33 protein-coding genes are annotated in these 20641 nt (G+C 25.0%); 17 read left to right on the forward strand and 16 right to left on the reverse strand.

From position 1 onward, the window contains the following. Positions 1–13: 13 nt before the first annotated feature. A complete protein-coding gene (locus SPM_RS00510) occupies positions 14–523 on the forward strand; it encodes a Holliday junction resolvase RecU (protein ID WP_004027655.1) in 510 nt (169 codons plus the stop codon). On the opposite strand, the gene SPM_RS00515 is transcribed toward SPM_RS00510, so the two are convergent. Both SPM_RS00515 and SPM_RS00520 read right to left on the reverse strand, forming a co-directional pair. Next, positions 498–1058 (reverse strand): DnaD family protein, encoded by a 561-nt coding sequence (locus SPM_RS00515; protein WP_004027656.1) that lies wholly within the window; start codon positions 1056–1058, stop codon positions 498–500. The genes SPM_RS00510 and SPM_RS00515 overlap by 26 nt on opposite strands. A gap of 23 nt (positions 1059–1081) precedes the next feature. After that, positions 1082–1366 (reverse strand): HU family DNA-binding protein, encoded by a 285-nt coding sequence (locus SPM_RS00520; protein WP_004027657.1) that lies wholly within the window; start codon positions 1364–1366, stop codon positions 1082–1084. A gap of 218 nt (positions 1367–1584) precedes the next feature. Between SPM_RS00520 and SPM_RS00525 the strand changes: the two genes are divergently transcribed. Then, positions 1585–2415 (forward strand): Pr6Pr family membrane protein, encoded by an 831-nt coding sequence (locus SPM_RS00525; RefSeq protein ID WP_004027658.1) that lies wholly within the window; start codon positions 1585–1587, stop codon positions 2413–2415. A gap of 68 nt (positions 2416–2483) precedes the next feature. On the opposite strand, the gene SPM_RS00530 is transcribed toward SPM_RS00525, so the two are convergent. The 14 genes from SPM_RS00530 to SPM_RS00590 form a co-directional block, all read right to left on the reverse strand. Beyond that, positions 2484–3041: a hypothetical protein gene (locus tag SPM_RS00530; RefSeq protein ID WP_004027659.1), complete on the reverse strand. Its 558-nt coding sequence runs from the start codon at positions 3039–3041 to the stop codon at positions 2484–2486. 593 nt (positions 3042–3634) lie between these two features. Then, a complete protein-coding gene (locus SPM_RS00535; protein WP_004027660.1) occupies positions 3635–4474 on the reverse strand; it encodes an aldose epimerase family protein in 840 nt (279 codons plus the stop codon). 33 nt (positions 4475–4507) lie between these two features. Continuing rightward, the gene (gene deoC / locus SPM_RS00540) at positions 4508–5170 is read right to left on the reverse strand and encodes a deoxyribose-phosphate aldolase (protein ID WP_004027661.1); all 663 of its coding nucleotides are present in this window, start codon (positions 5168–5170) and stop codon (positions 4508–4510) included. Next, positions 5157–5804 carry a Gfo/Idh/MocA family protein gene (locus SPM_RS06735; protein ID WP_239643282.1) on the reverse strand — a complete coding sequence of 216 codons (648 nt, stop codon included), beginning with the start codon at positions 5802–5804 and terminating at the stop codon, positions 5157–5159. The genes deoC and SPM_RS06735 overlap by 14 nt, the downstream gene beginning before the upstream one ends. Next, complete coding sequence (locus SPM_RS06740; RefSeq protein WP_004027663.1) at positions 5743–6153, reverse strand: Gfo/Idh/MocA family protein; 411 nt, start codon at positions 6151–6153, stop codon at positions 5743–5745. Before SPM_RS06740 ends, SPM_RS06735 begins: the two co-directional genes overlap by 62 nt. Before the next feature lie 47 nt (positions 6154–6200). Beyond that, on the reverse strand, positions 6201–6857 hold the full coding sequence (locus SPM_RS00550) for a lipoprotein (protein WP_004027664.1): 657 nt from the start codon (positions 6855–6857) through the stop codon (positions 6201–6203). Between the two features lie 43 nt (positions 6858–6900). Further along, positions 6901–7470: a hypothetical protein gene (locus SPM_RS00555; protein WP_004027665.1), complete on the reverse strand. Its 570-nt coding sequence runs from the start codon at positions 7468–7470 to the stop codon at positions 6901–6903. Between the two features lie 12 nt (positions 7471–7482). Then, positions 7483–8202 (reverse strand): RsmE family RNA methyltransferase, encoded by a 720-nt coding sequence (locus SPM_RS00560; protein WP_004027666.1) that lies wholly within the window; start codon positions 8200–8202, stop codon positions 7483–7485. Then, positions 8202–8777: a dephospho-CoA kinase gene (gene coaE, locus SPM_RS00565; protein ID WP_004027667.1), complete on the reverse strand. Its 576-nt coding sequence runs from the start codon at positions 8775–8777 to the stop codon at positions 8202–8204. The genes SPM_RS00560 and coaE overlap by 1 nt, the downstream gene beginning before the upstream one ends. 40 nt (positions 8778–8817) lie before the next feature. Further along, complete coding sequence (locus tag SPM_RS00570; RefSeq protein WP_004027668.1) at positions 8818–9504, reverse strand: GDSL-type esterase/lipase family protein; 687 nt, start codon at positions 9502–9504, stop codon at positions 8818–8820. Between the two features lie 49 nt (positions 9505–9553). Further along, complete coding sequence (locus SPM_RS00575; protein WP_004027669.1) at positions 9554–9907, reverse strand: hypothetical protein; 354 nt, start codon at positions 9905–9907, stop codon at positions 9554–9556. Between the two features lie 80 nt (positions 9908–9987). Then, the gene (locus SPM_RS00580; RefSeq protein WP_004027670.1) at positions 9988–10644 is read right to left on the reverse strand and encodes an ECF transporter S component; all 657 of its coding nucleotides are present in this window, start codon (positions 10642–10644) and stop codon (positions 9988–9990) included. Positions 10645–10683: 39 nt separating this feature from the next. Beyond that, positions 10684–11271 (reverse strand): hypoxanthine phosphoribosyltransferase, encoded by a 588-nt coding sequence (hpt, locus tag SPM_RS00585; protein WP_004027671.1) that lies wholly within the window; start codon positions 11269–11271, stop codon positions 10684–10686. Between the two features lie 130 nt (positions 11272–11401). Beyond that, positions 11402–12079, reverse strand: a complete 678-nt coding sequence (locus SPM_RS00590; RefSeq protein WP_004027672.1) for a hypothetical protein — start codon at positions 12077–12079, stop codon at positions 11402–11404. A gap of 551 nt (positions 12080–12630) precedes the next feature. Here SPM_RS00590 and SPM_RS00595 point away from each other — a divergent pair. From SPM_RS00595 to SPM_RS00665, 15 genes are all read left to right on the forward strand, one after another. Continuing rightward, positions 12631–12828: a hypothetical protein gene (locus tag SPM_RS00595; RefSeq protein WP_004027673.1), complete on the forward strand. Its 198-nt coding sequence runs from the start codon at positions 12631–12633 to the stop codon at positions 12826–12828. Positions 12829–12986: 158 nt separating this feature from the next. Continuing rightward, the gene (locus SPM_RS00600; protein WP_004027674.1) at positions 12987–13916 is read left to right on the forward strand and encodes a rolling circle replication-associated protein; all 930 of its coding nucleotides are present in this window, start codon (positions 12987–12989) and stop codon (positions 13914–13916) included. A gap of 80 nt (positions 13917–13996) precedes the next feature. Continuing rightward, positions 13997–14197, forward strand: a complete 201-nt coding sequence (locus tag SPM_RS00605; protein WP_004027675.1) for a hypothetical protein — start codon at positions 13997–13999, stop codon at positions 14195–14197. 427 nt (positions 14198–14624) lie between these two features. Next, positions 14625–14906 carry a hypothetical protein gene (locus tag SPM_RS00610; RefSeq protein ID WP_004027676.1) on the forward strand — a complete coding sequence of 94 codons (282 nt, stop codon included), beginning with the start codon at positions 14625–14627 and terminating at the stop codon, positions 14904–14906. A 1-nt stretch (position 14907) separates the two neighbouring features. Further along, positions 14908–15039, forward strand: coding sequence for a hypothetical protein (locus SPM_RS06910; protein ID WP_004027677.1), 132 nt, complete (start codon positions 14908–14910; stop codon positions 15037–15039). Between the two features lie 145 nt (positions 15040–15184). Further along, positions 15185–15412, forward strand: a complete 228-nt coding sequence (locus SPM_RS00615; RefSeq protein ID WP_004027679.1) for a hypothetical protein — start codon at positions 15185–15187, stop codon at positions 15410–15412. After that, the gene (locus SPM_RS00620; RefSeq protein WP_004027680.1) at positions 15412–15600 is read left to right on the forward strand and encodes a hypothetical protein; all 189 of its coding nucleotides are present in this window, start codon (positions 15412–15414) and stop codon (positions 15598–15600) included. The genes SPM_RS00615 and SPM_RS00620 overlap by 1 nt, the downstream gene beginning before the upstream one ends. Next, positions 15600–15782: a hypothetical protein gene (locus SPM_RS00625; RefSeq protein WP_004027681.1), complete on the forward strand. Its 183-nt coding sequence runs from the start codon at positions 15600–15602 to the stop codon at positions 15780–15782. The genes SPM_RS00620 and SPM_RS00625 overlap by 1 nt, the downstream gene beginning before the upstream one ends. Positions 15783–15913: 131 nt before the next feature. Then, positions 15914–16129 (forward strand): hypothetical protein, encoded by a 216-nt coding sequence (locus SPM_RS00630; RefSeq protein WP_004027682.1) that lies wholly within the window; start codon positions 15914–15916, stop codon positions 16127–16129. A 220-nt stretch (positions 16130–16349) separates the two neighbouring features. After that, the gene (locus SPM_RS00640) at positions 16350–16559 is read left to right on the forward strand and encodes a DUF2649 family protein (RefSeq protein WP_004027684.1); all 210 of its coding nucleotides are present in this window, start codon (positions 16350–16352) and stop codon (positions 16557–16559) included. A gap of 2 nt (positions 16560–16561) precedes the next feature. Then, complete coding sequence (locus SPM_RS00645) at positions 16562–17572, forward strand: membrane protein (protein ID WP_004027685.1); 1011 nt, start codon at positions 16562–16564, stop codon at positions 17570–17572. Beyond that, complete coding sequence (locus tag SPM_RS00650; protein ID WP_004027686.1) at positions 17565–17858, forward strand: membrane protein; 294 nt, start codon at positions 17565–17567, stop codon at positions 17856–17858. The genes SPM_RS00645 and SPM_RS00650 overlap by 8 nt, the downstream gene beginning before the upstream one ends. Next, positions 17858–18094 carry a hypothetical protein gene (locus SPM_RS00655; protein WP_004027687.1) on the forward strand — a complete coding sequence of 79 codons (237 nt, stop codon included), beginning with the start codon at positions 17858–17860 and terminating at the stop codon, positions 18092–18094. The genes SPM_RS00650 and SPM_RS00655 overlap by 1 nt, the downstream gene beginning before the upstream one ends. A gap of 12 nt (positions 18095–18106) precedes the next feature. Further along, positions 18107–19510, forward strand: a complete 1404-nt coding sequence (locus tag SPM_RS06625) for a spiroplasma phage ORF1-like family protein (RefSeq protein ID WP_004027688.1) — start codon at positions 18107–18109, stop codon at positions 19508–19510. Between the two features lie 378 nt (positions 19511–19888). Continuing rightward, a complete protein-coding gene (locus tag SPM_RS00665) occupies positions 19889–20638 on the forward strand; it encodes an MIP/aquaporin family protein (protein WP_004027689.1) in 750 nt (249 codons plus the stop codon). The last annotated feature ends 3 nt before the right edge of the window (positions 20639–20641 follow it).

The raw sequence follows: 20641 nt of genomic DNA on the forward strand, positions 1-20641 counted from the left end.
AGGAGGAAACAAAATGTATCTACCCAATAATCGTGGCATGTTTCTAGAATCTTTACTTAATTATACTATTCAAAAATATTTTGATAATAATACTAGTCTTTTTTTTAAACGGCCAGTAAATATTATTCCACTTGAAAAATACCAGCATTTAATCACAAAAAGTTATTTTAAAACAAAAACTGGATGTGATTATTATGGACTTTATCAAGGTCATTATATTGAATTTGAAGCAAAAGAAACCAATCAACAAAAATTTAATTTAAACAATATTAAGACACATCAATTACAACAATTAGCATTAGTTCATAATCATCATGGCATTAGTTTTATTATTATTTACTTTCATTCCTATGACCGTTATTTTATTTTATCATATCAAAAATTAACAGAATGAATAAAATTAATGCCAACAAAACAAATACCACTTTCATATTTTATTGAAAATGGCCATGAGCTTTTTTTAGTTTTTCCTAATTTCCTTGATTTTGAACCAATTCTTAATCAATTAATCAATTATATTTAGTTAATGATTTTGGTTTATTTTTAAGATAATTATCAATAAACTTCAGCAATTCTTTAAAAGTTAGTTTTGCATTTTGATGATTATTAATAATTAAGGTTAATTGAAAATCAGAAATTTTATTTTCTAAATAAGTATTTAAAGTTGCTTTTTCGTGTTCATTTAAAGGTTGATGTAAAATTTGATTCACTTGTTCAAATAAAATCTTTTTTTCAACATTTAATTCTAAGTTTTCAATTGCAATAATAATCTTATTAAAAATTGGTGATAAATCCATTTTTAAAACATCTTTTTTCATTTTAATATCAATAAAGCCAGCTTGCTTCAAATGATCTAACATCTTTTTTGCTTGGGCTTCACTAAAGTTAGAATGATTTGCAATTTCTAATGGCGTGATAAACCTTTTATCAGAAGAAGAACAGTTCATAATCAACATAATTAATACTAACTGTTCTTCTGACAAATTTATTAATTTATAATGACTTAACAAAAAACGCCACTTATTAATACTTCCTTTGTTAAATAAACTATTTAACATAACAATTAAATCTTTCGTAATTGTTAATTATTGTTTAAATCAGTTTTTAATTGTTTACCTGCTTTAAATTTAGCTGATTTAGAAGCTGGAATTTTAATTGTTTCTCCTGTTGACGGATTTCTTCCATCTCTTGCTGCTCTTTCGGTTACAGCAAATTTCCCAAATCCTGCAATTGAGACTTCTTTTCCAGCAACTAAAGCTTTTTTAATATGATCAAAAACAAAATTTGTAATTTCTTCTGCATGTGTTTTTGATAACACATCAGTAAATTTTTCGGCAATTTGCGCTGCTAGTTCTTTTTTTGACATAATTACACCTCTTCTAATAAACCTTGTATAAATTTAGGTTTATATTATCTTACCCAATTTTTATAAAAATGTATACCTTTTTAAACAAAAACATTACTTTCATAAAGTTTTCTGCTTTGATAAATCACTTTTAAAATAATCAATGCTACAATATTATAGTAGTAATGCAGGATATTAAATTACTACAAAAACTAAAAAACAAGGAGAAATAATTATCAATGATTTTAAAAATAAAATTAGCTTGAAAGCAAATTTATAAACTATTTTTTGCAATAGTTGTCCTTGTTATTTTAGGATGAGCATTTATTAATGGGATTTTAAATCAAAATGATATTATAAACCATTATAATGGCGATTACACCGTATACACATTAGATTTTTTTACAACTTTTACATGCTTATCAAATCTAGGAATCTTATTCTGATTCTTAATTAGTGGAATTCGCCATCATCAAGAAAATAAAAATAAAATTCAATCATACCCAGTTGCATTAGCAGCAGCTTGTTATATTACAATTACTTTTATTATTTACAATTGTTTATTATTGCCAACACAACCTTTACCAGGCAGTCCAATAGGATGGATTACAACAGTTATTGACCATATGACAAATCCGATTGCATTTGTTATTTACATCTTATTTTTTATGGAAAATAAACAAGAAATTAACTTAAAACAATTTTTTAGAAAAAACTTTTGAAAATATTTACTTGTCCTATTAGGATATTGCGCATATGCAATGATTAGAGGAGAATTACGTCGTCTTTCTGGTAATCATTTTACTTGACCAGGGAATGAACCAGGAATTATTGAAAATCGATGATATCCTTATTTCTTTTTAAATATCCATACTCCTTTTTTAGGAATTCCAGGATATGTTTGATTCTTCATTGCTTTTTTTGCCATTTTAGGAATCCTAATTGGTAGTATGTATTTATATAATTATTGTAATAATAAAATTATTAAAACAAAATTTTACCAAACATTGCAAGAAATAACTATTAATAAAAACTATCATAATAAAAATTATTATGATGATGAACTATAAACTATGTTTATAGTTTTTTCTTTGTATTTTATTTTGTAACATTTTTTAAATCGTTAATTATTTTTTATTTATAATTGATTTTCAGAAACTATAATCTTAAAATAAAATGTTGCTTGAGTTTTAACTCAACAAAAAAGATCTGGATTTGTTACAATAGCTTTAGCTGTAAATTTTGCTTTAATAGTATTATTAGAATATGTTAAATTTAAAATTAACTTTAAATTTGCTACTTCAGATTCAGCTATAATGTAACCATACTCATAATAAGTTTCTGCTATTTTAGTTTCAGATTGAGTATTATTTATTAATAAAATATTGGTTTTGTCTTTTATTAAAGGTGAATTAATATGATAATATTTAGAACTATTGTGTCCTTCAACTCAGCTTTGACGACGGTTTTTAAACTCTATAATACTAAAATATTTATAATTTGTTTCTATTGGTAATGTTTTTGTTCAAGTAAATGTATTTTCATCAGAATTTCATCAATAAAAAGCTGTTACTTTAGTAATTGGTGTTTTTAATTCAAATTCTTCTGTAATATTATTTAATTTTGCAGCAATTGTTAATGGTGCACTAGCAACGACAAAATTAATAATTCCTAAAAATCCTAAAATTTTTTTCATCTTTGGCCTTTTTTCCTTTCCTTAAGATTCGTTAATATATGGATTTTTCATAGTTAATTCTTGGTTATAATATATCATATTTTAAAGTATAGTATAAATTAATAAATGGTTATCTTTCTGTTTAGAACTTACCTAAAACAGACAAAAAAAAAAAAAAAAAAGAAAATCATTTGTCAAATTTTTACGAGATAATATTTTTGGTGTTCACAGCATTATTATTTAAACTACTTGTGAAATAACTTTTTATGAAAAACAAAAATCTGCTGTGTTTTTGTTTACCATATGTTACCATAATACAAACCTTAAATTATTCAAAACTATAAAATACTTGTTAAATAATAATGTGGCACCTATTCATTTTTATGATGCTAAGGAATGAAGAAAAAATGGTTAGTACTTTAGTTAACAAAATTAATACTGCTGAAATTATAAAACTAATACATAAGAATGAAAAACCTCTTACAATAAGAATCTAAGATTATATGGAACAGCTTAATATCCTCTTTAGACACCAAGCAAATCCCCCTGCTAACTTATTGTATTTTTTACATAATATTCATTTTTGATGAAAACCTCTTACTTGTTAAGAGGTTTTATTTTTTAAATTCTACTTCTAAACAATATATTTTTGTTTGTTGTGATTGTAACTTATTAATTCATGGTTTTTGGTCAAATGGAATTGTTTGATAATTAATGTCATCTTGATGACCATCTCATGGTTCAACACAAATATATTTTGCATCATTTTGACATTTTCAAATTAATACATTTGGATAACCTTTTGTCGTTAAACTAATTTCTCGGGATGAATCAACAATTAAAACTTTGTTTGTTGTTTGTTTTAGTAATGCATAGCATTGGCCAGTTGTAAAATCATATTGATTTATTAAAAACTGTGAATTTGTTTCTGTTTTCATTTCTGAACCCAAAAAAGCACCGCCAGGAATATGCGTAATTACTTGTGGGCGATCAAAAATAACTCTGCCGGAATAATCATCACAAATAAAGGCTGGATGTCAGCCAAAATTATATGGTAATGGTTTTTGGTCAAGATTAATAATTTTAATCTTATTAACTAATTTTTTTGCTACTAATTGATATGTTATTTCTAATTTAAATAAGAATGGATACTGATTATAAAAATCTTTTGTTGCTATATATTCAACGACCAATGTATCTGTTGTATAAGTAAGAACTTTTCAAGCAGTAATTGCACGAAAAAATCCGTGTCCCATCATCATATAAGTCTTATCTGCTAATTGATATTGATTATTAATTAACTTTCCTGTGATTGGAAAACAAATTGGTCATGATTTTTTTCATGTACTATCTTGTTGATAAATATATTCTTTGCCCGCGTTTTTTAACGAAATTAATTCAAATGGATGAGAACTAAGAGTTGCTTCTAAATTTTCATTTTTTAAAAAATACATTATTTTTTATTTTCCTTTGTTATTTTATGATAATTAATAACCTGTTCGATGTGGTTTATTTTCCATAATATTAACCCCACCACTTGTTCCAATCCGCGTTGCCCCTGCTGTAATCATTGCTAAAACATCAGCTTTAGTACGAACTCCCCCAGCTGCCTTAACTTGCATATCCTTACCAACTGTTGTTTTCATTAGTTTAACATTGGCAATAGTTGCACCTGCTTTACTAAAACCTGTTGAAGTTTTAACAAAATCAAGGCCTGCTGCTTTTGCTAACTGACACGCTTTAATAATTTCTGTTTCAGATAATAAGCATGTTTCTAAAATTACTTTTACAATATTCTGTCCAGCTGCTTTTTTACATGCTGCCATATCTGCACGCACTAAATCATAATTATTTGATTTAAATTGACTAATATTCATTACCATATCAATTTCTGTTGCCCCATCAGCTAATGCTGTTGTAATTTCTGTCACTTTTGTTATAGTAGCATTTGCACCTAATGGAAAACCAACCACCACACAAACATTAACTGTACTATCTTGTAATAAATTATGAGCTAATTGAACATAAGTTGGATTAATACAAACCGATGCAAAATCATATTCTTTTGCTTCAGCACATAATTTTTTAATCTCTATTATAGTTGCATCTGGTTTCAATAAAGTATGATCAATATATTTATTTAATTTCATTTAATAATTCTCCCTGTTGTTCTTGATTAATTTGAACTGCTTCTAAAACACGAATCGCCGCAATTGAGTAATCTAATAACCGCTTCATTTCCGAATAGTTCTCAGTATTTATTATATTAATAAAATACTGTAATTCATAGTACATTTTATTATTATGTTCTGACCTTAATGGTAGAACTATTGTTTGGTTTGTAAGACGATTATATTTTGTAATTGCTTCTAATTTTGTTAAATTAGTAACATTAATTGTTGTATCATAACTTAAAATTTCACTAGGACTAATGCCTGTCGATGCTTTTGAACAAACAATACTAGTTAAAATATTATTACTATGTTGTAAAAGAACAACATTATTAATATCAACGCCATTCTTTAACTTATGACTCATTGCTTTAACATCTTTGACTGGTCCAAATAAAGCAACTGCTAATTCAACGGGATAAATTAACATATCATATAAAGAACCTTTCCCTAAGGTTTCATCAAAAACAGAATTATATTGGTCTAATAAGACTTCTTTCATTCGGCTTGAATATTGATTACAATGAAAACAAGCTAAAAAAGGTTTAATTTTATTCACATTTGTTTGCAAAATTTGATAAGCTGGCAAATGTAAGGGCTTGAAAGCTTCCATCAAAAAAAACATTATTAATTTCTGCTATTTGTTTTAATTCAATTAATTCACGCGCAAAAAAAGTTGCCGGTTTTTCAACTAAAACATGCTTCTGTTGTTGCAAAAAATACTTTGCTTGTTGATAATGTAAACCATTTGGTGAAGCAATATAAATAATATCGATATAATCTAACATATCTTCAAAATTATCTACAATATGGACTAATAAATTATTTTTTGAAGCAAAAAATTTAGCTTTTTCTAAACTACGTGAATAAAGGGAAGTAATTTTAACTCCTTGTACATCACGACAAGCATCAATAAATTCACTAACAATATTGCCTGTACCAATGGTTCCAATCTTTAACATAAAAGCACCTCACTATGTACCTTTCATTTTTGTTAATTGTTGGTAAATTAGTTATTCATATCAACATTAAAAATAATTTCACTTGCTTGAAAAAAGTTACTTTTACCGCTTATAACTGAAACTGTATAACGTTTTTGTTGTGCATCATATGTTCCTTCTAAGCCAAGGCCATTCAAATTAGTTTGTTTAAAAGCAGGACCACCTAAAACATTAGTAGCCGCAGCGTCTAATTCATTTTGATCTTTAACGGTTAATTTGGGGGATGTTGATGATAATCAATTTTTTAAAGTTGGTCGAAGATCAACATAAGATTTTGTTTCTAAATTACCTCACATTACTGAACCTTTTACTGATTTTGCATTTGGTTTCGCTTCCATTTTCACATAAACTTGATTAAAAGTAAGTGTGTCATTTAAACATTTAACCGTAATATTAACTTCATCCCAAGGTAAATATACTGAGGATAAATTTTGAATGCCTTTTGTAATTGCTGAAGTTAAATTAACTTCATCATTAACAATTGCATTAACTTTTTTTAAACTAAATAATTTTTCAATTTTATCATAAGAAAATAAATTTAAGTCTAATTTGTCTCCAATAATATTATTGTTTCCATCATTTTTGGGGGGCATACATGCAACAACATTTGTTGCAACAGTTCCTACAATTAACATTGCACCTAATCAACTTAACATTTTTTTCATTTTTTCATCCTCCGTTATTAATTACTCTTTTTTTAATTATAAACTAATTATTATTTTTATCATCATCAAAGAAAGGATTTCCGCTCTTTTTTGTTTGTTGCTCATTTGTTAAAACAGCATTATTTCTTTCCTGTTCTTTTGCTCATTGTTCTGAATCTTGTCAATTTTTTTTAACAATAAAAATTCGTTCTTCAACGCGAACAATTGATTCTAATACTGAACAAGCAATTGTTCCAACAAAGACCATTGGAAATCATACATATCAAAAAATACAAATTTGGGCTGGATCTAAAACCTTAGTATTAGCTAAAATTAAAAAAAATAAACTAATTGCAAAAATTAAATATTGACCGATATAAAAAAACTGCATAAAAATAATATGTTTTCGCAATAATTGAAATGGTGTCTTTTTTAACTCATGAATACGAACTAAATGATAAATAATAAAAATAATAATAGCAAAGCCAATTAAAACATAGCCAATTTTGTACCCTGTTACTGCTGCAATGTCTCATTTTTGTAATCCTAAAATTAAAAAAATTAATACTAAAGCTGTATATAATATTATATTTGCAACACTAACTAGTGCTTTAATCGATACTACTTTTGTCATCTTTGCCTTCTCCTATAATTCCTTTTCATACATAATCATTGCTAAAAGTGCAACTGGTGCGGTTTCGGCCCGTAAAATTCGTTGTCCTAATGAAACAGGATGATAATGATATGAAGATAAAACCGCAATTTCATTTGGAGTAAATCCACCTTCAGGGCCAATTACAATTGTAATTGTTTTAAAATCTTGTTGTAAAAACTGTTTTATTGATAATGTTTCTACAACTTTTTCATAACAAACAAGATTAACATCACTTTGATATTTTTGTAAAACTTTTAAATCACTTTCAACATCATGCACCAATGGTACTTGATTACGATAAGATTGTTCCGTTGCTTCCTTACAAATTTTTGTTCAACGTTCAATCTTTTTAAAATTATTTTCACCTTTTAATTGTACCACACAACGACTAAACTGAAAGGGAATGATTTCATTAACTCCTAATTCTGTTGCTTTTTGTAATAAATAGTCTCATTTTGTATTTCGAATTAGTCCTGCAATTAATCGTACTGTAATTGGACTTTCATGATTTTGTTCTAATTTTTTAATTAATTTAAATGCGTACTTTTGTGGTGATTGTACTTCTAATGTTGTTAAATAATGTTCACCATTATAAATACAAATAATTTGGGTTTGATTTCTTAACCGTAAAACTTGTTTAATTTGTTTAACATCATCTTCAGCTAAAATAAAGTAATTCTCTTCTAATTGGTTGGCAACAAAACGATGCATTATTGATCATCTCCTAATATTTCTTCCATTATTTTATCTAATTTTTGATATAGTTCTGGCAGTGATTTGTTAGTAATTATTTTATAATCAGGTTTTATCTGTTTAAAAAAAGTTTCTTGAATTTTTAAAAGCTGTTCTGTTTGGTCTGATGGTTGTTGATCACGAGCATTAATTTGTGCAATAATGTTTTCTTTACTAGCAGTAATAAATATTTTTGCAGTAAAAGAAAGCGCTAATGTGCTTAAACCAATTGCTTCAATTAAAAAATTTTGGTTTGGGTTATTATTAATAATTGTGATAATTTGTTGATTAACTTTTGGCCATAAATAATTATTCAACTTATTATTAGCAACAGGATTAGTAAAAATAATTGTTCGCAAACAATCACGGTTAAGAACACCATCAATAATTATCCTCGGAAAAGTTTGCTCTAAAAAACACAAAACAGTTGGATCTTGCATAATTTCTTTTGCAATTTTATCTGCGTTTAAATAAGTGAAATGATATTTATTTTGTAAGTATTCACAGGCACTTGTTTTTCCTGCTCCAATATAACCATAAACACCAATTATCATTTATGTTTGATTCCTTTCTAACAATTGCTTGTTACTAAAATTAATTTAAGTTTAATAAATTTTCTGCAACAATAACATCAAAAATAGCTTGTGCAACAGCCATTGTTTCCATTGATGTATAGTGAATACCATCATATTTACTTTGATCTTCAGGATGTGGATTTGCTGCTAATTGTAAATTAACAACAGGAATATTTAACTTTGCAAAATATTTTTGATAAGCATCTGGTAATGATGTCAACAACTCACCATCATGTAAAGTTAATACTTTTGGTGGACACACCACTAAAACTTGATAATTAACTTTTTCCTTATTATCTTTATGCAACGATTCCATTTTATTAACCAATTCCCCTAATGAATCAACAATCTTTGTTTCAATTGGATAATCTGGAATTTCTTTTAATTTTGCATAAGCATCATAACCAAAATAATCATTTGTTCCTAAAAAAATCATAAACAAATCAATTGGATGTGCTTTTTGATATAAAACTGATAAATTATCCATTCCATTATCTTGGGGAAAACCAAAATCAATTAATGGTTTAATAATTGTTCGTCCTGGCTGAGCATCAGTTTGAATTTCAATTTCTCTTGTTTGGTAATATTTTGTTAATAAATTTTCTAATTTTACTGGTCAATTATCTGCATCTGTCATTTTGCCAGTTCCCATAGGTAAGTAACCAAAAGTTAGTGAATCTCCTAAAATTGCAATGTTCTTTTTCATCCATCTCATCCTCTCTGTTATACCATTATTTTATCTTACTTCATTATAATTAAGATTTAATTTTTAAAACTTTCTGGAAAAATAAAATGATTCATGCTAACCCAAATAAACCACGTAATGCATTAGGCAATGTTTGATAAACACGTAAGTATTGTGCTAAAGAATAAAATAAAAATAAAAATGCAATAATAAATGAACAAAAAATTCATAACAAAATAATTACAATAATATTTAGTCATTCATTATCATTATTTTGCAATTGCGCGGTAAATTCAGTTGATGAACGAAAGCGAGTAAAAAAATAAGCTAATGGTCACAATAATAAATATCAAAAATATAAAATTGGAGATAATAACAAAAATAAAATAACTTTTATAAAAATAAGGCCCGTTGATTGTTTCACTGTTTTTTCGCTTCTTTCTTTTTTAATTTTATAATTTTCTATTAAATAATGCAATTCAAATTGAATGTGCAATCAATATATTAATTATTATTATAAAGTTTTTTTAATGCATATGCAACAGGGGGAAAAATAGCAACAGCTAGCAACATTTCTGGTAAATAATTAGTTGCTAAAATAATTCAAGTAAAAGTGTGAAAAAAACGTTGTTGATCTGGATTAGTATAAATTAAAGGACCAATAAAATACATAAAAACTAAAACAAAAATAGTATTTAAAGTAGCTGCAGTAAAAGCAATGATAATATTATAAATTTTTAAATAATGTCGTTGGTATCAAGTCAATTCTATAATTTGATTAGTATAAATTTTTGCTTCAATTTTAACAGAAGTTTTTGTTAAAAAATAAGCTAAAATACCAACACAAAGTCCCATTAAAACACGTGGCACAACAGAAAACAATGGATTAAGAAAAATAAAACTAGTTGGACCTGGTGAAATTAGTGTTTGAATTAATGAAGATAAACCAAAAATAAGACCATAAATTAAACCCGCTCAAATTAAATTTAAATTCATTGTAATATATAAAGCATACATTCCAATTAAAAACAAAATATGCATTAAGGTTAAACTAACTGGGCCAACAGTAATATATCCTAATGATGGAACTAACGCAAACAATAAAAAAATTGCAATAATAATACTATTAATTGTAATCATTCTTGTCGTTACTTTTTTCATTTATTCCTCCAATGATAACTAAAATCATTTAATTGTGTATTACTTCTTTATATCTCATTTTCATGTTGCTAATTTTTCCTGATCAGCAATCGCAATATATGGCAAATTGCGTAAACGTTCTTGATAATCTAAACCAAAGCCAATTAAAAAAGCAGGTGGAACATCAAATCCATATCAATCAGCAACTAAATCGACTTTACGACCAGCTTTTTTATCTAATAAAGTAACAACTTTCACACTACGTGCTCCTTTTAGATATAAATAGTCTTTAATCATTTTAATTGTTTTACCACTATCAATAATATCTTCGACTAATAAAATATCTCGATTTGTTATTGGCATTGGTAAATCAAGTAAAATTTGTGGAGTATCTTTACTCTTAACACCACCAAAATAAGATGAAACAACCATATATTCAGTTTCACATTCAACACCAACTAAATGAGCAATAAATTTTGCCATAAAAGGAATACATCCTTTTAATAATCCTAAGCATAAAATTGTATTATCTTTTGCTGGATATTCATTAAGATAATAATGACTAATTTGTTGTCCTAATTCAAAACATTTTTCATCAATTTCTTCAGTAGTAATTAAAATTTCTTTTACAAGGGGATGTATCTTCATTTTTCTGCCTCACTAAATATTAATAATTTATTTTAATAATATAATTATAGTATATTATAATATAATTAATGTTTAATTAAAAGATACTTAATCTTAAAAAATAATGCGAAAATCTAAAATTAAATATAACTTATTTTATTAACTTTGGTAAATATAATGTTAAAAATTCATGTCATAATTCCCATGCTTTTATTTTCAGAGCATCACTTGCTAAAAACCAATATACAAATCCTTCTGCAACAAAATCACCAAGATTATTAAAAGAGTAACTACTTAAATGAAATAAATTTAAAATTTGTTCTGGGGTTAAATCTTGTCCATTTTCAATTTTATTTGCTAAAAACACTTTAATTTCTTCAATAACATTAACTTGGCGACTAAAATTAATATCAATGGTATGCCCTAATTCATGAAAAATAACATTAAAAATTTCCCCAGAACTTCACCAACCATTTCGTCAAGAGTTAAATCCGTTTATTTTATGACTACAAAGCAAAATGTTTCGTTCAAGAGCAATAACTTGTTTAAATCCTTCACGATATGTAGAACCAACAACCGGACCACCATTATTATTAATTCTTAATATTCTAACAAATTCTTTAACAATATCTTTTGATCAAATATTACTAATAAAATTATAAAATTTTACTAATAGTGTTTTTAATTCTGCTTGATAATCTGGGCAAAAAGTATTAATAACTTGTTGTCATCCTTGTTTTGTTTCAGCATATCAAAAATTTGATAATTCTTCATACGAATTAAAAACTTCTTGCTCATAAAATGGCAAATCAACATCTTGTGCTTGCATCAAAAATGCATTTGTTAGATTTTTTTCAAGATATGTTGCTTGATGCTTATTAATTCATAATCCATTATAATCACGTTGATAAAATCAAGTTGAATTTGGAGCATAGTTATATTCTAAATTAATGTTGTTTTTCCCTGGCTTAGGTGGAACTTTTGGAATTACTTTAACTGGTGGTTTTGGTATTAATTGTATAAATTAGTTTTTTTCATTTTTTCATTAATAATAATTCCTTAAATTTAATATTTTTAATACTTTAACCTTATTCTTTACATACTATAAATAAAAATAAAAACATCACAAATAAATTTTGAATTTATCAAATTATTTGTAAAATTATAATAATAATTTACAAATAATTTGATAAAAAAAGTTTTTTAGCAATACTCTTGCTTTATTTACATATATGCTTTATTTTTGCTTTACCACTTGAATTAATAATTATTTTTTATCTTAAAATCACATCTTTACTATTTTTAAAAATTTTTTACAAAAAAAAAAAAAAAAAACTTGGTTAAAATAATTATATATTAAACTTATAGGAGAATTAAAATATGAAAACTGAAATTTATCACAGCATTGTTAATTGCTTAGAAAATATTAGAATCCATTTAAAATTAAGTCAATTAAAATTTGCAGCTTTTTTTGCTCTTACTCGTGAAGGCTATAGGTTAGCTATTGCTAAAGATACTAATAAAAATAAAAACTATGTTAAAATTGATTTATTAACTAACACAACTGCACATCATTAAAATAAATATTGCAAAATTTAAAATAATATATTACAATCAAATTAACTTTCAAATATAAACACTTAATTATATTGAAAGTTTCAAACTATTTATAGTTTCCTTGGACGGAACTTTTAAATGTAATTTAGTGTTTTTTTATTTGGAAGGAGTTTATAAAAATGAATAATGTTTTTATTCAAGATAATTTAACAAATAAACGTCATAATGTATTTATGAATGCTTTAAATTATGTTAAAAAAGAATATTATTTAAAAAAAGTGTTTTATGGTAATTATGTTAAAAATATTGTTTTACCACTAGAATTAGTTAATAATAATCCTCGTAATAAAATGGGAGTTAAAAATACTGGAAAAAATGATAAAAAATTGTGGAATAGTCGTATTCGCTCGCAAGGAAATTGTATTCGGAAAGCATATGAAAATTTTTGAAATTGTAAAAATTTAAGTTTTTTGACTTTAACTTATGCCGTTAATGAGAAAGATGTTAAAAAATGTAAAAATGATTTAAAGTTATTTTTTAATAATATAAATCGTTGATGAAACAATCCTATTCGTTCTAAAAATCATAAAGGAATTTTAAAATATATGTATACTTATGAGTATCAAAAACGCGGAGCAGTTCACTTTCATATCATATTAAACCAAAAAATACCTAACAGTGTTGTACAACAATACTGAAAACACGGTATTAATAAAAATATTAAAGTTCGTGCAGGTTCTAATGAAGATGTTGTTAAATATCTTGCTAAATATATTGTTAAAACTGCTAATAATGATAAGTCCCAAAATCATTATGATTTAAACATTAAAGCGTATCAATTTAGTAAAAATTGTAAAAATCCAAAGGTTAAAGTCGGTGTTATTGAATTATCTGAACAAGATTTAATTTATTCAGTTAAAGATAACTTAAATTATTTTTCTTTTTGTGATAAAAATGGTTATAAAATTGGTTTTAGTTGTGATAGTTATTATGGTTTAGATAAATTTAGAGAATTTAAAAAATATGTTTCTGCTGATAGAAAAATATTTAGAAATTTAGTTAAAAATACTAATTTTACTGTTAATAAAAATACCAATTTAAGGTGTTAAAAATAGTTTATTCGTTCAATTTCGAAATTGAATGTACAAACTTGTTAATTCAAATACGTATTTGAAGGGAGATTAATTTTATGGCAGATAGAGATGTTAAATGTAAAGAATGTGGCAAAATTTGAACTTTTACTACTAAAAATACAACTTATAATAGTTTTAGGGGTTTAGCAAAAGATACTATGATATCTTATGGTCATTATTATTTTTGCCCTGATAATAATTGTTTAGGTATGTATAAACATCGAAGACAGGATAATTGTTGTATTCATAAAAAATAAAAAAATGAGTTAAAAACTCATTAAAAAATGTGGCAATTGCCTTGGACAACAATTACCACAAATTAATTAAAACAAAAAAAACAAGTTTAGATTTATATTTTATTTGACAATTTCAATTTTTGTTGTATTATTGAATTAACTTAAACATTTAATTATGTTTGAGTTTCAAATCTTAAAAGGTTTCCTTGGACGGAACTTAAATATAATTAAATGTTTTTTTATGCTTATTTATAAACTTTATTTAAACAAAAAACACTAATTTTTTATTATAATTTTTAATTAATCATTTTTTATATTTAAGTTTCAAACCTGAAATCTTTTAAGAATCTATATAGATTTTTAAAAGAAAGGAGAAATCTTATGAATGGATTTCTAGTACAGTTGATAGATATTGCAACGGGTAAAATTATTAAAGATGACAAAGGTAATGAAAGTAAATGAGATAGTTATACATTTACACCAGTTTATTAAATTAGAAAATGGTACTGTTAAAGGTACAAAAGATTTGTCAAAATCAAAATGATTTAAAATAACTGATGAAAATTATTTAGAATTAAAACCTTATTTAATTGATGGTAATTTATTTTATGTTTCGCTTAAATGGGATGGAAAAATTAATATTGTTGAACCATATACAGAAAATTATAACGAGCAAGATTACATTAACAAATATTCTAATAATTCATCAATAACAGAAAGCAATAGTTAATATGAAACAACAATTATGTATTGTTTGTATTAATGATACTGTTTGAGAAAATGGATCTCGTTATTGTTGAAATTGTGTTAATGAAAATGTTATTTTAATTAATCAATATTATTCTAGGTTAGAAAATGACTAAGAAAAAAACAGATTGTTAAGGTTATAAATGGCAAAGAATAAAGATAAATTGATTATTAAATTAGAAAAATTAATGTTAAGGTCATATCCAGTTTCAGCAGATGAAATTACTAATGAACATTGAGCAATAGTAAAGAAAAATTAGAATGAAAAAGCAAACTAAGTTATATAAACAACGATTAAAATATTTGGTTAATGTTATACATCAATGTTTACCTACTAAAATACCATTATTTATGTTAAGAAAAGTAATTAAGTTATATCTTAATCATAATGTTATTGATATTGGTGTTATGGAAGAACAACATTTTAAGTTATTAGTAGAACAAGTAAAAAATTATATGTTAAAAATAGAAAGTGAGAATCAAAAATAATGGATATAGTTGCTATGATTTTATTAGTTTCCATAATTATTTTATTGGATATTTATGTTATTTCCTCTATGTTTTTTGATAAAAGAAAAATTAAAAAAGATAAATTACAAAATGAAAAATTAGAACTTGAAAATGAGAAATTAAAGTTAGAAATTAAAGATTTAAAAAATAAGGAGAGTGATAATTAATGACTGTTTTTGCAACAATTATTTTAATACTATCAATGTTTATGTTATTAATATTTTTAACAGTAAGTACAGTATTTAAGATTAAAAATAAATATTTAATTTGTCCGCATTGTTCTAAAAAAGTAGAATTTAAAGAATGGGGAAAACGAAAAATTAAAAAAGCAGATAAATCTGTTGAATAAGTTAATATCAATAAAATACCTTGGCAAGTATAAAAATTGATTTTAGTTTTTAGTGTTAATTACTAAAATCAAGGTTAGAGATTGCCAAGGTTTTATTATTAATAGAAAGTATTTTAAGTGAGGTGTTGTTAATGAATGCAAATTTTTTAGCAGAAGGTACTAGTCCTGACGCAAGTGTTATTAAGCAAATAGCAGATTTTGCTGGTGTTCTTGCTGATTGGGCGATTGCTTTTACTAACTGATTTATCGGTTTTTTAGGGTCACATATGTTATTAATTATTCCGTTAGTTTTAATGTTTGTGGTTTTAGGAATTGAAACAATCAGAAAGTTAATTCACGGATATTAATATTTAATAATAAACTCTAACCTTGATTTTAGTAGTTAACATTTAGGAAAGGAATAAGAAAAATGCAAAGTGTATGAGATTTATATTATGAATTTATGACTATTATTTTTGGAGTTAATCACCCTATTATTTTAGATATTGTTATATTTGTTGTATTTTTAATACTTGTTTTTGGTTTATTATTTTTAATTTTAAGCTGTATTTTTAGGTGGATAAAATAATGGACTGAAATATTTTTTTGCAACGAGTATATCGAGGTCTTTTACAAATTTTTTATTTTATTCCAAAAACTGAAATTGATAATTTTGTCGGTAGTTCTATTGATAATATTACTTATTCAGTAATTATGATAGGTATTTGATTAGTTGTTTTTTTCCTAATTTGGTTATCAATATTTATTTTATATAAAACAATTAGATTGGTGGTGTAGACATGTTTAAAATTTATTTTAATTTATTTAGAAGACAAAAGAATATTAAATTTTCTTATTGATTTGTAAATTGATTTATAGCAAATATTTTATTTTATCTTTTTATTGTTTGTTTTAATTTACAGTTTATATATTTTAGTTCTACATCAGTTACTGATATTATCCTTTTTATTTTTTTAGTAATTTTTGATATTATCTTTTTTTGGTCTTTTTTTAGTAATCTTTTTCAAACACGAAAATTGATTAAAATTATTAAAAGTAGTCCAATATCAATTATTAATGGTGCTTTGGGTACTGGTAAAACTTTATTGATGACTTATTTATCGCAAATTGCTAAGTTTGACAATGTTTATTCTAATTATTTTATTAATGATGAAAAAATAGGAGTTTTAGGTTTAAATCATTTAGATTTTAAAAATAAAAATTATAAAATACCGCCAAATGATAGTTTAATTTTGTTTGATGAAATATTTTTGTATATGAATGGTGCTAAACCGGAAGAAAATAATAAAAAGTTTAGCGGTTTAATTCCATATTTTTTGTTATGTCGTCAGTTTGATAATAATATTGTTTTTGCTGGACAACGAATTAATCAAAATTGAGTGGAATATAGAGAGATTGCTAATATGATTATTGTTCCTATGCAGTGTATTAAACCTAGTATATTTTTTCCTTATTTTAAAATGAAAATAGGTTTTTTTGATGACTTAGATGATTATTTAGTATGAAAAACAGAAACAGTTAAACGAACAGCAAACGGTAAAAGAGTTCGTAAAAAGTCTAATAAAGATATTGGTATTAATTTTGTTAAGATAACAATTCCTTTGTCTATTGCTATGCAATATGATAGTAAATATTTAAAATTTGTGCGTGATTTAAAAAATGATAAAGTACCAAGTTATATTAAACAAAATTGACCTAGTATTGTTAAAAAAGATATTACAATTAATGAATTACGAGAAATGGGTATGGAACATTTATTAAAGAATTTGGGGGAATTAGAAAATGATTAATTTACTTGCTAATGATGTATGAAATGGTGCCATTAATGTTGTAGTCGATATTTTTATGAAAATTATGGATTGAATGTGAGCATTAAAATTGCCTGGTACAAATATTCCTTTATTTGTAATTTGAGTAATTGGTGGTGTTATAAATGTTATTTTGTTATTAGTTAATAGTTCTCGTGGTTTAAGTTCAGTTTCTCGTTCATCTTTACAAGCAAGTAAGCAAATATCTAAGGGGGTTAAAAATATAAGTAATGATTCTAAAAGTGATAATAAGGAGAGTAATAAATAATGATTAAGTTAATATTTTTCTTTGTTATTGGTTTAACTGTTGGTTTTGGTTTTATTGCTAATATTGTTATGGCAACAGATTTAGGTTTTTCAACTGTTAAACATTATTTAGAATCTGCTAACGATTTTTATAAATTGGTAGCACATTTATTTATTATTGCGACACATCCTATTTTTCAGTTATATATTGCGTTTGGAATTATCATTATGGGAATTAGACTTATTTTTATTGCATAGGAGGTTAAAACAATGCGAAAACGATTATTAGATGTATTTATTGTTTTTTATTTAATATTTGGTTGAATATTTCTTTTTTGTGGTACTGTAACAACTAATAATTTTAGCAATACCTATAAATTGTATTTAAAAAATAATGATACTTTTAAAGAATTAACTTATGACAAAGCAAATGAATATGATTTTCAGTCTACTTTAATGCTACGACAAGACTATTTTATGCAAGGTTTAGATCCTAGTAATTATGCATTTAGTTTTGGTATTAAATTGGGTGGTTGAGATGGTTTAAGTGCTGATAAAAATGATAATAATTATTGATTTAAACTTTTTACAACAAATTATAGGAGTTATGAAATTACTTGAAATTCACAAGATATTTCAAAGGGATGACAAGGAAAATTAATTTTAGATAATGATAGTACTGGTAGATTTTTAAAAATTATTGTTTATAAAAATAAAATAAAATATGATTTTATTTTTAATATAGATATATTTGAATATTTATTTTTTCCTATTGTTTCCAATCAAAGTTATAGACATTTTGATTTGAATTATTTAATTTTTAATTCTAATTATAAAAATTTAATTAATATGGATATTATTAAAAATTCTAATTCTCAATATTTTATTAATGATGTTAAGCAAGATACTTTTTCTTTGGAAAGTTTTTTTCAAATTTTAGATTATTTTTATTCTAATATTTTAAGAGTTATATTTGATATTTCTAATTTTAAAGAATTTATTTATTTTAATTCTTCTAACGAGAATACTGGTTTTGCTTTTTTTGTAAAAAATGGTTTTTTATTATATCCAAAATCAATGCTTTTTAATATTTTAAGATTCCCTGATTTATCAGCAACTTATTTAAACCCAATAGTTAATTTATATAATGCTTATAATATAAATGTTAATCAAAATTATTATTCTTTTTTTTCAAATTGACAATATCAAACTGATATTTTGCCTTCTAATAATGATAAGTATACTCAATCAATAAAATTATTAGATATGACAGATAAATCAAAATATCAAGGTTTTAATTTGATTACTTTTAATGCTATTAATATTGGTAAAGATAGTTCTATTTCAGTTAATGGTTTTAATTTTAGCCTTTATAATGCTACTGATTGAAATAATGAAATTAATAATGGTAATATTTGACGAATACCATATAAAAGTTGTAGTTGATATAATTTAGCGTGTCATATACAAAATGCGGCGATTTGATTGGTAAATAATTTGCCTGGTATGAAAGATGTATATAATTTTATTAATGGGATAGTACATGTATTTAGCAATGTGTCTGAGTTGTTTAATAATATTGGTAATTTATTTGCCTTTGATATTACATTTAAGATTATGTTAAGTTCTATTTTAGTGTTAGCGATGGTTAATGGACTTTTACGCTATTTTTAGTAGTAAAAATAATGTTGTTAAGAAAAAAAGTAAGGTGGTGCGATGGTTTATCACGCACCACCTTACTTAAAGGGGTAAAAGTCGCGGAGCGACTTAGGGGCAACGCCCCTTTACTTGATTCATATTTTATCAACAATTTTATACAACTTAGAAAATTATGATTTATGAAAAAAAAAATCAACTTTAATTATTGAGGAAATTAATTCCTGTTTTACCAAATATTACCAAAAATTAATTTCTTTCCAGTAGTTTGCTAAAAATATTTAGCAAATTTTTAGTTAAACTTTTTATTAAATTACTACAGAAAGGAGAAATTTATCATTAATTACAAAAATAATAGAAACTTGTTAAAGAAAAACAATAGAAAGGAGGTTCATTATGACAAATACCCAATTATTTTTTCAACACTTTGGTCTAGAATTATTTGGTACAATGATATTAATAATTTTAGGTAATGGTGTTGTTGCCAATATTTTGTTAAAAAAGACTAAAGGAAATGGCCAAGGGTTTTTTGCAATTACGGCTGGTTGAGGATTTGCTGTTTTAATTGGAGCAATGATTAGTAGTGCTTTGCATGGCGTTGCTCATTTAAACCCAGCTGTTACTATCGCCATGGTTGTTCAACGAACTTTTTTTGTTGACAATGGTTGATTTTTATTGCCTGCCTTATTACTAGGGCAAATTGTTGGAGCAGTTATTGGTCAAATTATTGTTGATGTATTTTATTGAAAACACATTAAAGATACAGTAACTGATAATCCTGACTTTATTCTTGCAATGCATGCGACAGGGCCAACTCATCGTAACCCATTTTTTAACTTTTTTGCAGAATTTATTGGAACTTTTGTCTTAATTGCCGCAATATTAGCAATTGGAAAATATAGTAGTGGCAACTTAGGACCATTTGCACCATTTTTTGTTGGTCTAACAGTCTTTGGAATTGGTTTATCATTAGGGGGAACAACCGGCTATGCAATTAATCCAGTGCGTGATTTAATTCCAAGAATTGTTCATTTTGTATTACCGCTTAAAAACAAAGGGACATCAGATTGAAGTTATAGTTGAATTCCAGTTATCGCTCCAATCACAGCAGGAGTTGTAACTAGCGGAATCTTTTTATTATTTTAGTAT

Origin of the sequence: Spiroplasma melliferum KC3 (assembly GCF_000236085.2) — a bacterium.
GTDB lineage: Bacteria > Bacillota_I > Bacilli_A > Mycoplasmatales > Mycoplasmataceae > Spiroplasma > Spiroplasma melliferum.